The organism is Actinoplanes sp. NPDC051851 (genome assembly GCF_040681165.1).
Classification (GTDB): Bacteria; Actinomycetota; Actinomycetes; order Mycobacteriales; family Micromonosporaceae; genus Actinoplanes.
The window spans coordinates 163097-178377 of record NZ_JBFAYF010000005.1 but is presented as its reverse complement, the minus strand read 5'-3'; the positions used below and the strand labels follow the sequence as shown (position 1 = coordinate 178377).

General features: G+C 71.1%; 12 protein-coding genes. 4 read left to right on the top strand and 8 right to left on the bottom strand.

Annotation, left to right across the window (positions count from 1 at the left end; translation table 11 throughout):
• Position 1: 1 nt before the first annotated feature.
• The 4 genes from AB0M08_RS07530 to AB0M08_RS07515 form a co-directional block, all read right to left on the bottom strand.
• Positions 2 to 772, bottom strand: coding sequence for a cupin domain-containing protein (locus tag AB0M08_RS07530; protein ID WP_364490038.1), 771 nt, complete (start codon positions 770 to 772; stop codon positions 2 to 4).
• Entirely contained in the window at positions 769 to 1671 is a 903-nt protein-coding gene (locus AB0M08_RS07525; RefSeq protein WP_364490035.1) for a PmoA family protein, read from the bottom strand. The genes AB0M08_RS07530 and AB0M08_RS07525 overlap by 4 nt, the downstream gene beginning before the upstream one ends.
• Positions 1629 to 2753, bottom strand: a complete 1125-nt coding sequence (locus AB0M08_RS07520; protein WP_364490032.1) for a Gfo/Idh/MocA family oxidoreductase — start codon at positions 2751 to 2753, stop codon at positions 1629 to 1631. The genes AB0M08_RS07525 and AB0M08_RS07520 overlap by 43 nt, the downstream gene beginning before the upstream one ends.
• Before the next feature lie 821 nt (positions 2754 to 3574).
• Positions 3575 to 5104, bottom strand: a complete 1530-nt coding sequence (locus AB0M08_RS07515) for an altronate dehydratase family protein (RefSeq protein WP_364490029.1) — start codon at positions 5102 to 5104, stop codon at positions 3575 to 3577.
• Positions 5105 to 5228: 124 nt separating this feature from the next.
• On the opposite strand from AB0M08_RS07515, the gene AB0M08_RS07510 reads away from it, so the two are divergent.
• From AB0M08_RS07510 to AB0M08_RS07500, 3 genes are read left to right on the top strand one after another with little or no spacing between them, the layout of a single operon-like run.
• A complete protein-coding gene (locus AB0M08_RS07510; protein WP_364490026.1) occupies positions 5229 to 6506 on the top strand; it encodes a hypothetical protein in 1278 nt (425 codons plus the stop codon).
• Between the two features lie 13 nt (positions 6507 to 6519).
• The gene (gene eda, locus AB0M08_RS07505) at positions 6520 to 7161 is read left to right on the top strand and encodes a bifunctional 4-hydroxy-2-oxoglutarate aldolase/2-dehydro-3-deoxy-phosphogluconate aldolase (protein WP_364490023.1); all 642 of its coding nucleotides are present in this window, start codon (positions 6520 to 6522) and stop codon (positions 7159 to 7161) included.
• A gap of 2 nt (positions 7162 to 7163) precedes the next feature.
• Entirely contained in the window at positions 7164 to 8261 is a 1098-nt protein-coding gene (locus AB0M08_RS07500; protein ID WP_364490020.1) for a sugar kinase, read from the top strand.
• Here AB0M08_RS07500 and AB0M08_RS07495 read toward each other — a convergent pair.
• Positions 8258 to 9313, bottom strand: a complete 1056-nt coding sequence (locus AB0M08_RS07495) for a LacI family DNA-binding transcriptional regulator (protein ID WP_364490017.1) — start codon at positions 9311 to 9313, stop codon at positions 8258 to 8260. The two genes, AB0M08_RS07500 and AB0M08_RS07495, sit on opposite strands and share 4 nt — an antisense overlap.
• Before the next feature lie 19 nt (positions 9314 to 9332).
• On the opposite strand from AB0M08_RS07495, the gene AB0M08_RS07490 reads away from it, so the two are divergent.
• On the top strand, positions 9333 to 10430 hold the full coding sequence (locus tag AB0M08_RS07490; RefSeq protein WP_364490014.1) for a LacI family DNA-binding transcriptional regulator: 1098 nt from the start codon (positions 9333 to 9335) through the stop codon (positions 10428 to 10430).
• A gap of 1574 nt (positions 10431 to 12004) precedes the next feature.
• Here AB0M08_RS07490 and AB0M08_RS07485 read toward each other — a convergent pair.
• The 3 genes from AB0M08_RS07485 to AB0M08_RS07475 form a co-directional block, all read right to left on the bottom strand.
• Positions 12005 to 13117 (bottom strand): hypothetical protein, encoded by a 1113-nt coding sequence (locus AB0M08_RS07485; RefSeq protein ID WP_364490011.1) that lies wholly within the window; start codon positions 13115 to 13117, stop codon positions 12005 to 12007.
• Between the two features lie 22 nt (positions 13118 to 13139).
• On the bottom strand, positions 13140 to 14111 hold the full coding sequence (locus tag AB0M08_RS07480; protein WP_364490008.1) for a LacI family DNA-binding transcriptional regulator: 972 nt from the start codon (positions 14109 to 14111) through the stop codon (positions 13140 to 13142).
• 66 nt (positions 14112 to 14177) lie between these two features.
• Positions 14178 to 15272: a sugar-binding protein gene (locus tag AB0M08_RS07475; protein ID WP_364490005.1), complete on the bottom strand. Its 1095-nt coding sequence runs from the start codon at positions 15270 to 15272 to the stop codon at positions 14178 to 14180.
• Positions 15273 to 15281: the final 9 nt, after the last annotated feature.

Here is a 15281-nt window from a genome sequence, read left to right as displayed (position 1 = left end):
CTCAAAGCCCCTTCGGATCGTGAACGTCGTGGGTGCGCAGCCGGCCGCACATCCCCCATCCGGCCGTCTCGCTCTGCGGTGCGCCGAACAGCGCCGCGTCTCGCAGGTGCCGGCCGTCGCCGGCCTCCAGGGCGTCCAGCACGGCGGTCGTCCGTTCGGTCTGCTTCCGTACGATCTCCGCCACGATCCCACGCCAGGCGTCCACGTTCGGGCGGACCAGCGCGGTGGCGTGCTCGTAGAACACGGCGAGCGCTTCCGGCCCACCGTCGATGAGCTGCTGGAACCCCTCCAGCGCGAGAGCACGCCGGGCGTCGACCGCTCTCTCGATCTCGCCGCCTCGCGCCTCGCCGTTTCGCTTCCCGTCGCTTCGGGTCTCGCCGGGGCTGGTGCCGCCGGGCTGGGCACCGCCGGGGCGGGTGCTGACGGTGGGCAGGCGCGCCGCGTTCCGGTAGCGCTCAGGGTCGGCGACGATCGACGGCGGGAACGTCATCACGGCGTCGCCCGCCTCGGGGAGACCGGCGTTCGACATGACCACGATGACGCGCAGATCACCGTGGTTGACGGCGCGGTGGATGGTGCCCGGCGTGAACCAGATCGTGCTGCCCTCGGCGAGCGGGGTCTCCCGGTACCCGGACATGTCCAGCGTCTGCAGGGTTCCGGTGCCGCCGATCACCACATAGGACTCGGTCGAGACGGTGTGCAGGTGCGGGGCGCTGCCGTCGGCGTACGAGAAGAGGCGCGTGACCGAACAACCGCCCGGAAACGTCGTCATGCGCCGGCCGTCGCGGAGCGCAGCGCAGCACGGCCGTGGTCGGCCAGCTCCGAGGCCGGAGGGTCACCGGCGGCGACCACCACGGCGTACCGGAAGGACAGGGTGTCACCATGGGGAAGGGCGACCTCCTCGCTGAAGAACGGTGCCGGGTTCAGGCAGGCGAACTCCTCGGTGCGCGCGAACCACTGCGGCGGGTGCTGCGGGTTCGTGGTGTCGTCCAGCATCAGGACGGTCGACGTACGGTCGGAGCCGTCGTGCTTTCCGGTGAAGGCGAACCACTCGGCCCGGCTGCCGCGCAGCTCGTCGCCGCCGGTCTTGTCCGGCGAGTGGATCAGGCCGTTGGTGAAGTCGCGCGGGCCGCGCCAGAACAGGCCGCCGTAGCCCGCGTTCTCCCGGCCCTTGGTCGTCGGCGAGCCGAAATCGATCGTGTCACCGGAAACGTTCGTCAGGGCCGTGCTGAACGTGAGCGCCCACGTGGTCTCGTCGGCCAGCGACCAGGTGAGCTCGCGCTCCTCCGTGATGATCGGCGCACCGGCCTGGGAGGTCCAGTCGAGGGTGTGGGCCATCCTCTCCCCGGTCAGCGCGATCAGCTCGCGGTGCACGGCCGCACCGTTGTTGGCCAGCTGGACATATCGCCCGTCGGTGTAGGTGTTGCCGCCCCAGAAGTTGTGCTCGCCGACGTGCGGCAGGGAGAGCGCGATGCCCTTGTGCCAGACGTGGTCGTGCGGACGAAAGAGCGAGACCAGGTCACCGGCGAGCGTCCGGATCGGGTGCAGGTACGGCTTGGGCGATTCCAGTTGGACCGTGTCGGGGCGGTAGACGTACGTGAAAAGCGGGATGTCTCCGGCGGTGACCGTTACCGATCGGTCGAGAGCGTGATCGACGAGGAGGTCTGCCATGCGGATACGGCTCCGTTCATACGGGTGGCGAAGGGGTGGTCCGGGCCGATCTCGCCGCGGCGGACCGGGCGTTCGGTGGCCGCCGAGGCGTAGATGGCGGCGATCAGCTCCATGGTCATCCGGGTGTCGGGCAGGGTGACCGGGAGCGGCTCACCGGCGTCGAGGGCGTCGAGGACACTCCGGAGTTGATCGGCGTGCCCGCTGGTCGCCGTACCGTCGCTCGTCCAGTGGCGGCGCAGGTCCTCGTGGCCCGGCGCCGGGGTGAACGTCCAGTCGGCGTCGGTGTACCCGTACAGGTGGGACACCTCGACGGTGGCATGCTCGAAGTCGAAGCGCAGGTCGGAGGTCTGCCGCGGGGACACCACCGAGTTGACCACCGTGGCGAGGGTGCCGTCGGCGAACTCGACGATCGCCATCGAGACGTCCTCGGTCTCCACCGGACGGGACCGGCGGGCGGCCATCGCGGTGACCTTCTCCCAGGGTCCGAGCACCGAGAGCAGCAGGTCGAACTGGTGGATGCCGTGGCCCATGGTCGGGCCGCCGCCCTCGGTCTCCCACCGGCCGCGCCACGGGACCTGGTAGTACTCGTCGTCCCGGTACCAGAGCGTATGACAGGTGGCGACCAGCGATCGGCCGAGCTCGGACCCGAGGTTCCGCAGCCGGGCGGCGCCGGCCCCGAACCGGTGCTGGAAGACGGTGCCGACGCCGGCGGCCGACGTCGCCGCGACCTCGGCGATGTGGTCCAGCTCGGCGAGCGAGAGGGTGGGCGGCTTCTCGACGAGGACGTTGACGTCCGCCCGCAGACACTGGACGGCGATCGGCGCGTGCGTGGACGGCGGCGTGCAGAGCAGCACGAGATCGAGCCCGCCTCCGGAGGAATCACCGTTCTCGGCGGCGAGCAGCCCGGCCACGTCGCGGTAGACGGCGGGGATTCCCCACGCGTCGGCGAAGGTCTGCGCCCGGTCGAGCGCCAGGTCCGCTACGGCGACGAGGGTGATCCGGTCGGCATGCGCTCGCAAGGCCTCAGCGTGCGAGGTGGCGATGGCCCCGGTCCCCACGATCGCCGCCCGATATCGCGACATATCCTAGTTCCTCCTCAACCCGATCACCCGTGACCGCCTCCTGGCAAGGCCGGGAAAACGTATTCCAAGTCTTCCCACGAACCCCGATACCCGTCAACCCCTTCCCACACATCCCCCACCGCACGCCCCACACGCCCCACACGCCCCACACGCCCCACACGCCCCACACGCCCCACACGCCCCACACGCCCCACACGCCCCACACGCCCCACACGCCCGCGGCGCACGCCCCCACCGCACGCCCGCGGCGCATCCCCCACCGCACGCCCCGCGCCGGATCCCGGCTGGCCCTCACCGCTGCTTCACGCAACCCGATACAACGCTGACCCTGCCGGTCAATGCCGGCCCGCCGGGGCGGGATGCCGGATCCCACGGCGAGCGCCCGGTCGGTTATCCCCGCCTCGCCCCGCAGCATGGGGCGGGGCAACGCCGGAACACGCTGGTGTGCCCGGGGCAGCACCGGGGCCCGGGCGCATGTCCAGGGGCAGTACCGAGGCCCGGTCGCGCGATCCGGGGTGCCTCAGGCCGGTCGGCTGGCGATCCGGGGTGCCTCAGGCCGGTCGGCTGGCGATCCGGGGTGCCTCAGGTGCCCCGAGAGACCCCTGAACTCCAGCCACGCCGGGAAAGCTGGCGCTCACGGGTCTCTCCAGCCCGCCGACACACCCCTGACCACCAGCCACGAAGGTCGAATCCCTAGTTGATCATGAAATGCCGATCAAACCCGGGAGCCGCCCTGCGGCCGCGGCGACCCGCTCGGCCGCGTGCGCGACCACCGGCAAGCAGAACCGGGGGCCTGACAGCGAAGCCGGGGCGGGACGGGGTCAGGTGACGGCGCCCAACTGCCAGGGGACGAACTCGTCGCGGCCCAGGTCCAGGTCCTCGCTCGCCGTCGGGTCTCCGGACGCTACGGCGAGGATGCGGTCGAAGATCTCGGTGCCGGCCGCCGCGATCGTCGTCGAACCGGTGACGATGCCGCCCGTGTCGATGTCCATGTCGTCGCGCATGCGCGTGAAGATCTCGGTGTTCGTGGCGATCTTGATGACCGGGGCGGGCTTGCCGCCCAGGACCGACCCGCGGCCCGTGGTGAAGCAGACGACCGTCGCTCCCCCGGCGACCAGGCCGGTGACCGAGACCGGGTCGTAGCCGGGCGTGTCCATGAACGTGAAGCCCGGCTCGGTGACCCGCTCCGCGTACTCGTAGACCGCGGTCAACGGCGCGCTCCCGCCCTTGGCCACCGCACCCAGGGACTTCTCCAGGATCGTGGTCAGCCCGCCCGCCTTGTTGCCCGGCGACGGGTTGTTGTCCAGGGTGCCGCCGCCCGCCGAGACGTAGGAGTGCCACCATTCGATCCGGTCCAGCAGGCGCTGCCCCACCTCGCGGCTCACCGCGCGACGGGTGAGCAGGTGCTCGGCGCCGAAGACCTCGGGCGTCTCGGCCAGTACGGTGGTCGCGCCCTGGGCGACCAGCAGGTCGGAGGCGTAGCCGAGGGCCGGGTTCGCGGTGATGCCCGAGTACCCGTCGGAGCCGCCGCAGTTCAGCCCGAGGACCAGCCGGGACGCGGGCACCGTGCTCCGGCGGCGCTGTTCCAGCTGGTCGAGCAGGTCGCGGACCACGGCGGCACCGGCCCGCACGGTGGACCGGACCCCGCCGGACTCCTGGATGGTCAGGTGCGAGACGACGGTGTCAGCGGGTGCGGGCAGGCCGTCCAGCAGCGTCTCCACGCCGATCATCTCGCAGCCGAGACCGAGAACGAGCAGGCCGCCGATGTTCGGGTGGGACGCGTAGCCGCGCAGCGTGCGCCACAGGATCCGCCCGCCCTCGCTGGAGGGCACCAGCCCGCAGCCGGAGTCGTGGGCGAGCGCGACCACGCCGTCCACGTGCGGCCAGGCGTCCATGATCGGCCCACGGAACTGGTCGGCGATCATGCGAGCCGTCGAGGCGGAGCAGTTCACCGAGGTCACGATGCCGACGACGTTCCGGGTGCCGACCGAGCCGTCCGCGCGCACGAAGCCCTGAAACGTCCGGACGTCCGATGACATTTCCATAGAACCGGCTGCGGTACCGAACTCGTAGGACTGGGAAACCTCTCCCATGCCCAGATTGTGGGAGTGGATATGGGATCCGGCGGCCACCTCTTGAGTGGTGCGTCCGATCGATTGACCGTACTTGATAAGAAGCGCGCCCGGCGGCAGATCGCGCAACGCCAGCTTGTGGCCGCGCGGCACCGCAGCGGTGACCGTCAGGTCGGCGCCCGCGTGCCGGAAGGTCTCCCCCACCGCCAGGTCCCGGGTCGCGACGGCGACGTCGTCGCCGTCGCGAAGGATCAGTGCCACCTCGGTCAGGGCTGTCATCTCACGCTCCTTCTTCGGGTACGCGCACCGCTCCAGCATGGACGAGCCCATCGATGAAAATTTGCGGGAACGTTTGCAATGGGTATCCTGGCACGCGCTCCTGACGTGCGTCGAGAGGACCGTGATGCCACCCCTACCGGTACGGATCCTGCAGGTCGGAGCGGGTGCCTTCATCCGGGCGTTCGTCGATGCGATGGTGCAGAGCGGCAACGAGTCCGGGGTGCTGCGGCACGGGATCGCCGTCATGAAGGTGACCCCGCGGGCCGACGAGGTGATCCCCGCGCTGATCGGGAGCGGCGGCCGGTTCACCGTGGTGCTCGACGGCGTGGCGTCCGAGAACGACACCGTGCAGACGGTCGTCTCGGCCTACCAGGACTGGAACGCCTGCCTGGCCGTGATGCGCGAGCCCGACCTGGAGATCATCGTCTCCAACACCACCGAGGCGGGCATCACCCTGGACCTGTCCGCCGATATCACGGAGAAACCGCCTCGCACCTTCCCGGCGCTGCTGACCGCCCTCCTCCACGAGCGTCGCCGGCATCATCCGGACAAATCCATTTTCGTCCTCCCCTGCGAGCTCAACGAGGACAACGGCCGCACGCTGCGCGACTACGTGCTGCACCATGCCGCCGACGAGCCCGGACTGCGCGAGTGGATCGCCGGGAACTGCCGTTTCTACGACACCATCGTGGACCGGATCGTCACCAAGAACGAGGATCCGCTGGTCGTGAGCGGCGAGGCCTACGGCAGTTGGGCGATCGCCGGGGACCCCGCGATCCGTGAGGTGTTCCCGCTGGACAGAGCCGGTCAGCCGGTCGAGTTCATGGCGGACATCCGGCCGTACCGGACGAAGAAGGTCCGGATCTTGAACGGGACGCACACCGCGCTCGCCGCCGTCGCCCCGCTCCTGCGCTGCACGACCGTCCACGAGGCCGTCACCCATCCGGTGACCGGCGCCTTCGCCCGGAACCTGCTGGACGGTGAGATCCTGCCGACCCTGGAGGGCGCCGAACCGTTCGCGGAGGCCACCCTGAAGCGATTCGCCAACCCGAACCTGCGGCACCGGCTCGCGGACATCTCGCTCAACGCCCTCGCCAAGTGGCGCACCCGCAACCTGCCCGTGGTCGAGGACGCCTGGTCGGCCGGGCGGGAGGCGCCACTCTCCGTCTTCGCCCTGGCCTGCCTGGTCCTCGCGTACGCCGGGAGGCTCGACGCCCTGCCCCCGCGCGACGACCCGGCGGTGATCGACCGGATCCGCACCGGCTTCGATCCCGCCGATCCGCTGCGCGGCCTGGACCTGCCGGACCGCCTGACCGGCGAGGTGTCGACCCACATCGATGCCATCGTGCGGCTCGGCCCGTCGCCTGCTCTGCTGCAAACGTTCCCGCAAGAACACGAATGAGAAAGGGGCGGCCATGTCCGACGACGTCCTCCAGCAGCTGACCCGCCACGCCCTCGTCCCGGTGATCGTTCTCGACGACGCCGCCGACGCCGACCCGCTCGGCGCCGCCCTGGCCGGGGGTGGCCTCCCGGTCGCTGAGGTCACCTTCCGCACCGACGCCGCCGAGGAGGCGATCCGGATCCTGGCGGCGCGCGGCGACATCCTGGTCGGCGCCGGCACCGTCCTCACCCCGGACCAGGTCGACCGCGCGGTCGGCGCCGGCGCTCGCTACGTCGTTTCACCAGGCCTTTCCCGTACGGTCGTGGAGCATTGCCGCCGGCATGAGGTGACGGTCCTGCCCGGCGCGGTCACCGCCACCGAGGTACAGGCGGCGCTCGAACTCGGGGTGGACACGGTCAAGTTCTTCCCGGCCGGCACCTCGGGCGGCGCGAAGGCGATCGCCGCCCTGGCCGCCCCGTTCACCGGTGTCCGATTCGTACCCACCGGCGGGATCGACGCCGGCAACGTGGCCGACTACCTCGCCCTGCCCAGCGTCGCCGCGGTCGGCGGATCGTGGATGGCGCCGCGCGCCGCGATCCGGGCCGGGGAGTTCGACGCGATCCGCAAGTCCACGGCCGACGCCGTCGCCGCAGTCGCCTCGCTCAGGAGTGTCTGATCATGCTCACCATCAAACCCGCGGGGTCCTGCCGCTACGACGCCGTCTCGCTCGGCGAGGTGATGCTCCGCCTCGACCCGGGCGACGGGCGGGTCCGCACCACGAGGACGTTCCGGGCCTCCGAGGGTGGCGGCGAGTACAACGTCGCACGGGGACTGCGGCGGGCGTTCGGGCTGCGTACCGCGATCGTCACCGCGCTCGCCGACAACGAGGTGGGCCGGCTGGTCGAGGACTGCATCCTGACCGGCGGCGTGGGCACCGCATTCATCACCTGGCTGCCGTACGACGGGGTCGGGCGGGCGGTCCGCAACGGGCTGAACTTCACCGAGCGGGGCTTCGGCGTACGCGGCGCGGTCGGCGTCTCGGACCGCGGCCACACCGCGGCCGCCCAGCTCAAGCCCGGTGACGTGGACTGGGACCACCTCTTCGGCGAGCTGGGGGTGCGCTGGTTCCACACCGGCGGGATCTACGCGGCGCTCTCCGAGACCTCCGCCGAGACCACGCTCGCCGCGGTCCAGGCGGCCCGGCGGCACGGCACGATCGTGTCGTACGACCTCAACTACCGCCCCAGCCTGTGGAAGGCGGTCGGCGGACCGGACCGGGCCCGCGAGGTCAACGCCGGGATCGCCCCGTACGTCGACGTCATGATCGGCAACGAGGAGGACTTCACCGCCTGCCTCGGGTTCGAGGTGGAGGGCGTGGACGCGAACCTGACGGACCTGTCGACCGACTCGTTCGCGAGCATGATCAAGCGCGTCGCGGCAGCGTACCCGAACTTCGGGGTGATCGCCACGACGATGCGCGGGGTACGCAGTGCGACTGTCAACGACTGGGGTGCCATCGCGTGGTCCGGGGAGACCGGCGTCGTGCACTCCACCCACCGGCCCGGCCTGGAGATCTTCGACCGGGTCGGCGGCGGCGACTCGTTCGCCTCGGGCCTGATCTTCGGCCTGCTGGACGGTACGGACCTGCGCACCGCGGTGGAGTACGGCGCGGCACACGGCGCCCTGGCCATGACCACGCCCGGCGACACCTCGATGGCGAGCCGGGCCGAGGTACTGAAGCTCGCGGGCGGCGGCGGCGCCCGGGTGGATCGCTAGATCCCCGGGGTGCTCTCCCGGAGCACCACCTCGACGGGGACGGTGACCCTCTCGGTCTCGTCCCCGTCGAGTGCCATCCGCAGTGCCCGCCGTCCCAGCTCGTGCAGCGGGATCCGCACCGTGGTCAGTCCCGGCGTGATGTCGGACGCCGCCTCGATGTCGTCGAACCCGGCGACCGCGACGTCCCGTCCCGGCACCAGCCCCGCGTCCCGGAGCGCGGCCTGCACGCCGATCGCCATCACGTCGGTGACCGCGAAGATCGCCTCGACATCCCTGATCCGGCCGCTTTCGATCATCTGCCGGGCCGCCGCCTCACCGCCGTCCCGGCTGAAGTCCGTGGCGATCGCCGCCGGGGTCAGGCCCGCCTCGCGCAGGCCGTCGGTGAACCCCTGCCGCCGGTCCCGGGAGGTGAGCAGCCGGTCGTCGCCGTGCACCACCGCGAACCGCCGGTACCCCCGCCCGGTCAGCGCGATCGCCAGCCGGCGCGCGCCGCCGTAGTTGTCCACCGCGATCGTGGCGAACGGCAACTCGGGCTGGCTGAGCAGCACGATCCGCCCGCCCGCCGTCCGGTACGCCGCCAGCTCCGCGATCAGGTCCGGCTGGGTCCGGGCGCCGTCCACCCGGGTGCCCGCGATCAGGATCACCTGCGGGCGCTGGCCGCGGAGCGTACGGACGATCTGCAGCTCCAGGCCGGGCGACTGGTCGGCCACCGCCAGGGTCAGGATGATCCCGGCCTCCTCGGCGGCCTCCGAGGCGCCCGCCGCGATCGAGGTGAAGTACGGATCGTCGACGCTGTTCACCACCAGCGCCGCGCTGCGGGTCGAACCCCGGGCGATCGCCTGCGCGGGCAGGTCGGGGAGGTAGCCCAGCCGGGCGGCGGCCACGCGGACCCGGTCGGCGTTCTCCGGACGGACGCTGCGATCACTGCCGTTGAGCGCCCTCGACGCGGTCGCGTACGAGACCCCGGCCTCGCGGGCGACGTCGTGCAGCGTCACCCGCCCGCGACCCGGCCGATTCTCCCCGCGCCGATTCTCCCCGCGCCGATCCTCCACGCGCAGATTGTGCCAGCCGGTGAGTATCCTCAGCGGCACCGCGTCACAGCAGGAGGGGCACGTGCCGCATCCGTCCCGGCCCACGGTGACACTCCACGACGTCGCCCGCGCCGCCGGCGTCTCCCTGGCCACCGCCTCCCGCGTCCTCGGGGGCAGCGACCGGCGCGTCGCGCAGGAGTACGAACGGCGCGTACTGGCCGCCGCCGCCGAGCTCAACTACACCCCCGACCTGGCCGCGCGCGCGATGCGGGGCCGGACGGACACCGTCGCGCTGGTCGCCGACGACCTGGCCACCCCGTCGATGGGCGTGGTGGTCGCCGCGATGGAGCGCGAGGCCCGCACGGTCGGCGCCTTCGTCTCGGTCGCACAGACCCGCGGCGTCGCCGAGCGCCAGTTCGCGACGGTCCGGATGCTCTGCTCGTTCCGGCCGCGCGCCCTGGTCCTCACCTCCGCCCGGATGGCGTCCACCGCCACCGATCAGCGCCTGATCGAGGAGCTGCGCGCCTACCAGCGCAACGGCGGCCGGGTGGTCCTCTACGGCAGCATCGACCTGCCGTTCGACACCATCCGCATCGACGAGATCGGCTCCGCCCGCCTGGTCGGCCTCCATCTCGCTGCCACCGGTCACCGTCGCATTCTTCTTCTTGCGGGTACGCCGGACCGCTCCTACGCCGCGTTCCGCACCCGGGGATTCGTCGAGGGCCTGCGGTCCGGTGGCGTCCTCCCCGCCGACATCCGCACGCTCCCCTGCGAGGTCAGCCGCGCGGGCGGCTTCACGGCGATCGCCCAGCTCCTGACCGGCACCCCGGCCGCCCTGCACGACATCGACGCCATCGTCGCCGTCAACGACGCGGTCGCCATCGGCGCGATGTCCGCGTGCCGCGCCGCCGGCCTGCGCATCCCGGCGGACCTCTCGATCACCGGCTTCGACGACATCCCCCTCGCCGCCGACGTCACCCCCCGTCTGGCGACCCTGGCCCTCCCCCACGCCGAGATCGGCACCCGCGCCGTCCGCCTGGCCCTCTCCCCCACGGCCCCTCACGATCCGCCCCTGCGCGAGGTCATCACGGGTTCGTTCCTCCCTCGCGCGAGCTCCGCCGCCCGCCCGGCCCCTTGACCCTCACCGCGCTCACCGCCCTCACCGCCCTCACCGCCCTCACCGCCCTCACCGCGTGACAATGCTGCACGTCTTCCCGCGCGCACTCCTTCTTCATCGGTCCCACTCGATTATTAAGAAACTGCATGGGCGGCCTCGGAAATTTTCATCCACGGAAATTCCGGAGAGATCAAATATTGGCGGGACACAAGCGCCCGCGAGAAGATTTCTACATGCGACAGCTTCAATTATTCTCCCCGGCTCAGGTGGCCGCCATGCGGGACCGGACGAAGCGTCGCAACCATTCCCCCGAAGCCGAGAGCTTCCGCCGCGACCATGACCGACATCGCGCGTGGGGCTTGACACAGCGACATGCCCGGAAGCTGCGCCGCATCCACGGCCACCTCCCGGACGATGCGGAGCTGATCGCAGCCTGGCCGGATAAACACGCCACGAGCTGCACAAACGAGGCGCCCGAGCCGACGTCACCCGCTCCGGAACCAACCGGTAGCCGACCGGCAGAAAGAAAGCACGCGGCCGAAGGGACGCACGCGGCAGCGAAGCCCGAGCCGGCAGAGACCCCACCGGCAGAGGCCGCACAGACAGAGGCCGCACAGACAGAGGCCGCACCAACAGAGCGGGAGCCGCCCGAGTCACGGCCGACCACCCCCATGGGCATCGAGCCCTCGGGCGCTCAATGCGAACATGCAACAAACCGCAAAATCGAAGTTCGCAAAATCGATCGGCACGCCGCCGAAAGCCACGAGGCACACGAAGCGGCTCACGTCATTCCATGCGAACCCCGATGCAGAATTCAACACGCAATTGCAAGGCAAGCAACATTAGTATCGCCGGGACGAACTCGGCGAGAAGCGCCTCTCGGGGCGTGCGGCGACGGTGACAGAAAGCTGAACGTCCACGGACTGTCGGCACTGTCGGCACTGTCGGCACTGTCGTGGAGCCTGGGCACGTTGCGCACGCCTGCCTACAACCCGCCACACCACGTCGCGCCAACGGTATTCACGGGCGCCAAGGTTCCGCACCGGAGAAGCGGGCGCGGGCCCCCTCCTCCGGAGGCAGCTACCGTCAACCGGCGCAAGCACGGTGACCGACGCGGTCCCAGCGACCGGCGCGGGCACAGGCGCATGCACCGCGGTCGGCGCGGACACGACGATCAGCGCAGGCACAGCGATCAGCGCGAGCACCACAGTCGGCGCGGACACGACAGTCGGCGCGGACACGACGATCAGCGCAGGCACAGCGATCAGCGCGAGCACCACAGTCGGCGCGGACACCACAGTCGGCGCGGACACCACAGTCGGCGCGGACACCACAGTCGGCGCGGACACCACAGTCGGCGCGGACACGACGATCAGCGCAGGCACAGCGATCAGCGCGAGCACCGCAGTCGGCGTGGGCGCAGACGCAGGCGGTCGAAGGTCTGCGCGCGGGAGCTGGGCCCGGCAATGGCGATGTTCGCGCGGACGCTGTGACAGGGCGATGGCGGGTACTCGCGGGCACTGGCGGGCAATAGCGGGCACTCGCGGGCAATAGCGGGCAATGGCGGGTACTCGCGGGCAATGGCGGGGAGCAGGTCAGTCGGCCAAGCGGGAGCCGGAGATCTGGGGGGTGCCGGCGCCGAGGTAGAAGATGCCGGGGTAACCGGGGGTCTCGAAACCCTGGCTCTCGTTGTGGCGGAGCTCGGAGTTGCGGATCTTCAGGGTGCCGGTGCGGTCGTTGCTGACGAAGAAGACGGCGCCGCCGCCCTCGGCCGCGGTGTTGTCCTCGATCAGGGTGCCGTCGAGGGTGAGCGTGAAGGCGTTGCCGTCGAGGTAGATCGCGCCGCCGCTGCCGCCGCCCGGGGTGCCGGACTTGGCCGGGTTCGCGCCGTGGCCGACCGCCTCGTTGTCGGTGAAGCGGCTGTTCAGGATGGTCCAGGAGACGCCGATGCTGCTCAGGGCCGCGCCGTTGGAGCAGGTGCCGCCGGTGAAGGTGCTGCCGACCACGTAGACGGGGCGGTCGGGCTGGTCGAGCACCCGGATGGCGCCGCCGCCCAGGTCGGGACCGGTTCGGGCGCATCCGTTGCCGGTGAAGCGGGAGTTCACCACCTTCAGGCGGCCACCCCGGGCGAAGACGGCTCCCCCGCCGTCCGAGGATGAGGAGAAACCCCTGGTGAAAGCCATGTTCTGAATGGTCAGCCGCGGCGTGTCCCCGGTGCTCTCCATGGCGAGGATCCGGCGCTTCCCGGCACCGCTGAGCGTGACGCGGTTGCCGCCGTCGAGCACCACCGACGTGCCGGCCTTCGCGGTGGCCTTCATCGTGATGGTCACCGGCGCCGGGCCGCAGTCGAAAGTGATCACGCCACCGGCCGCGACGGCCCGCACCACGGCGGCGGAGGTGCAGCTCGACGGGGTGCCGTCGCCGACCGTACGGGAAGGCCTGCTGGTGTCGACGGCACGAGCCGCCGCCGGAACGACCGCCTTGCCGCCCGGATTGCCGGGTTTGGGGAGGTAGGTGGTCGTGACCGGGGACGGCGAAGGAGAAAGGGAAAAGGAAGAAGGAAGGGAAGGAGACGAGGAGACCGAAGACGGGGACGGGGAGACGGGAGACGGCGCGGGAGAAGCGGCGACGAAGGCGGGATCGGACCGGCACGCCGCCGTGAAGAGGGGAAGGAGGAGGATCGGCAGCGCGGCCCGTCGTATTCGCACCGGGCGATGCTAAAGACCGGGGCTACCCCGGCGCGACGCCCGAAGAGGCACGGACGGTCAGACTCGTGGGCAGGACCACCTCGCCCCCGGTGACACCGCTGCGGCCCAGCAGCAGGTCGAGGCCGACCGCGCCGGCCCGGTCCTTCGGCACGGCGACGCTGGTCAGCGGCGGGTGGCTCATCGCGGCGAGGCTGATGTCGTCGTAGCCGACCACGCTCATCCGGCCGGGGACCGCGGCGCCGCGGGCGGCGAGCCGGTGCAGCAGGCCGAGCGCGACCAGGTCGTTGTAGGCGAGCACCGCCGTGGCCGGGCCGGCCAGCACGAGATCACCGGCGAGTACCCCGCCCTCGAAGGTGGGCGCCACCGAGCCTATCCGCAGTATCTCCAGCTCGGCGTCGCCGGCGAAACCGTCCAGACCGGTCAGCCGCTGGCCGGTGGCCCACGAGTCCTCCGGGCCGGAGACGTACGCGATCCGCCGGTGCCCGAGCGCCCGCAGGTGCTGGACCGCCTGCCGGGTGCCGTCCGCGATGTCCGCCACCACCGACGACATCCCCGGCACGCGGCGGTGCAGCAGGACGGTGGTCGCCGGGTCGGCGGCGGTGAGCAGGTCCGCGTCGGCCGCGCGCGGCGAGCAGAGCAGCACCCCGTCGGTGTTGTGCCGGAGCGTGGCGATCGCCTCCAGCTCGGCGACCGGGTCCTCGTCCGTGTCGGTGATGAACACGCCGCAGTCGACCGCCCTGGCCCGCGCCGTCACCCCCTTCGCGACATCGGCGAAGAAGGGATTACGCAGGTCAGGGACGATCAAACCGAGATTTCCGGTACGACCGGTGATGAGGCCGCGCGCGGCCCGGTTCGGCTGGTAGCCCAGTCGCGTGGCCACCGCGACCACGGCCTCCCGGGTGGCCGGGCTGACGCTCCCCCCGGTCAGTGCCCGGGACACCGTCGACACCGAGACCCCGGCCGCACGCGCGACGTCCTGAACGGTCGTGCGCACCAAACCGACCCCCGGCGTTCGTTACTGGACCGCGCCAGCATAACGAGCGCGGTCAGCGGGGAGGTCTCACTTCGTCAGCGGCGCCAGCTTGGGGTCGTTCGCGTACGCCTCGGCCGCGTTGGCCTTGGTGACGATCACCGGCGGCAGCAGGTAGGCGGGGACGACCTTGACGCCGTTGTCGTAGGACTTGGTGTCGTTGACCGTCGGGGTGCCGCCGGTCTGCAGCGCCTTGACCATGGTGATCGTCTCGGCGACCAGTTTGCGGGTGTCCTTGTTGATGGTCGAGTACTGCTCGCCGGCCATGATGGACTTGACCGACTCGACCTCGGAGTCCTGGCCGGTGACGATCGGGAGGGGCTTGCCGGCGCTCTTCACCGAGGTGATGATCGCGCGGGCCAGGGTGTCGTTGGGCGAGAGGACGCCGTCGAGGGTCTTGCCCCCGGCGTACGTGGAGTTGAGCAGCGAGTCCATCCGGCTCTGCGCGTTCTCCGCCTTCCAGCCCTGGGTGGCGGTCTGCTTGACCTCGGTCTGACCGGAACCGACCACCACGTCGCCGGACGCGATCGCGGGCTTGAGCACGTCCATCGCGCCGTTGAAGAAGACGCCGGAGTTGTTGTCGTCGGGCGAGCCGGAGAAGAGCTCGATGGTCCACGGGCCGGTGGCCTTCTTCGCCTTCATGCCGTCGAGCAGCGCCTGGCCCTGCAGCCGGCCGACCTCGAAGTTGTCGAACGCGATGTAGTAGTCCACGTCCGGGGTGTTGGTGATCAGCCGGTCGTACGCGATCACCACGGCGCCGGACTGCTTGGCCTGGGCGACCTGGGTGGAGAGCTGTGCGGCGTCGGTCGCGCCGATCACGATCACCTTGGCACCCTTGGTGATCATCGCGGTGATCTGGGCCTGCTGGTCGGCGACGGTGGTCGAGGCGCCGGCGTACTGCACGTCGGACTGGAAGCCGGCCTCCGTGAGCCCGTTGGTGAAGAGGTCACCGGCGAGGACCCAGTTCTCCGAGGTCTTGGAGGGCAGGGCCACCCCGATCAGCGCGTCGGCGGCGAAGCCCTTGGCGGTGTCGGCGGTGTTGTCCGGCCCCTCGCGCTCCGAGGAACAGGCCGCCGCGCTGACGACGAGCAGGGCGGCCGCCACCGCCGCGGTGAGACGTCTCATGGGCAACTC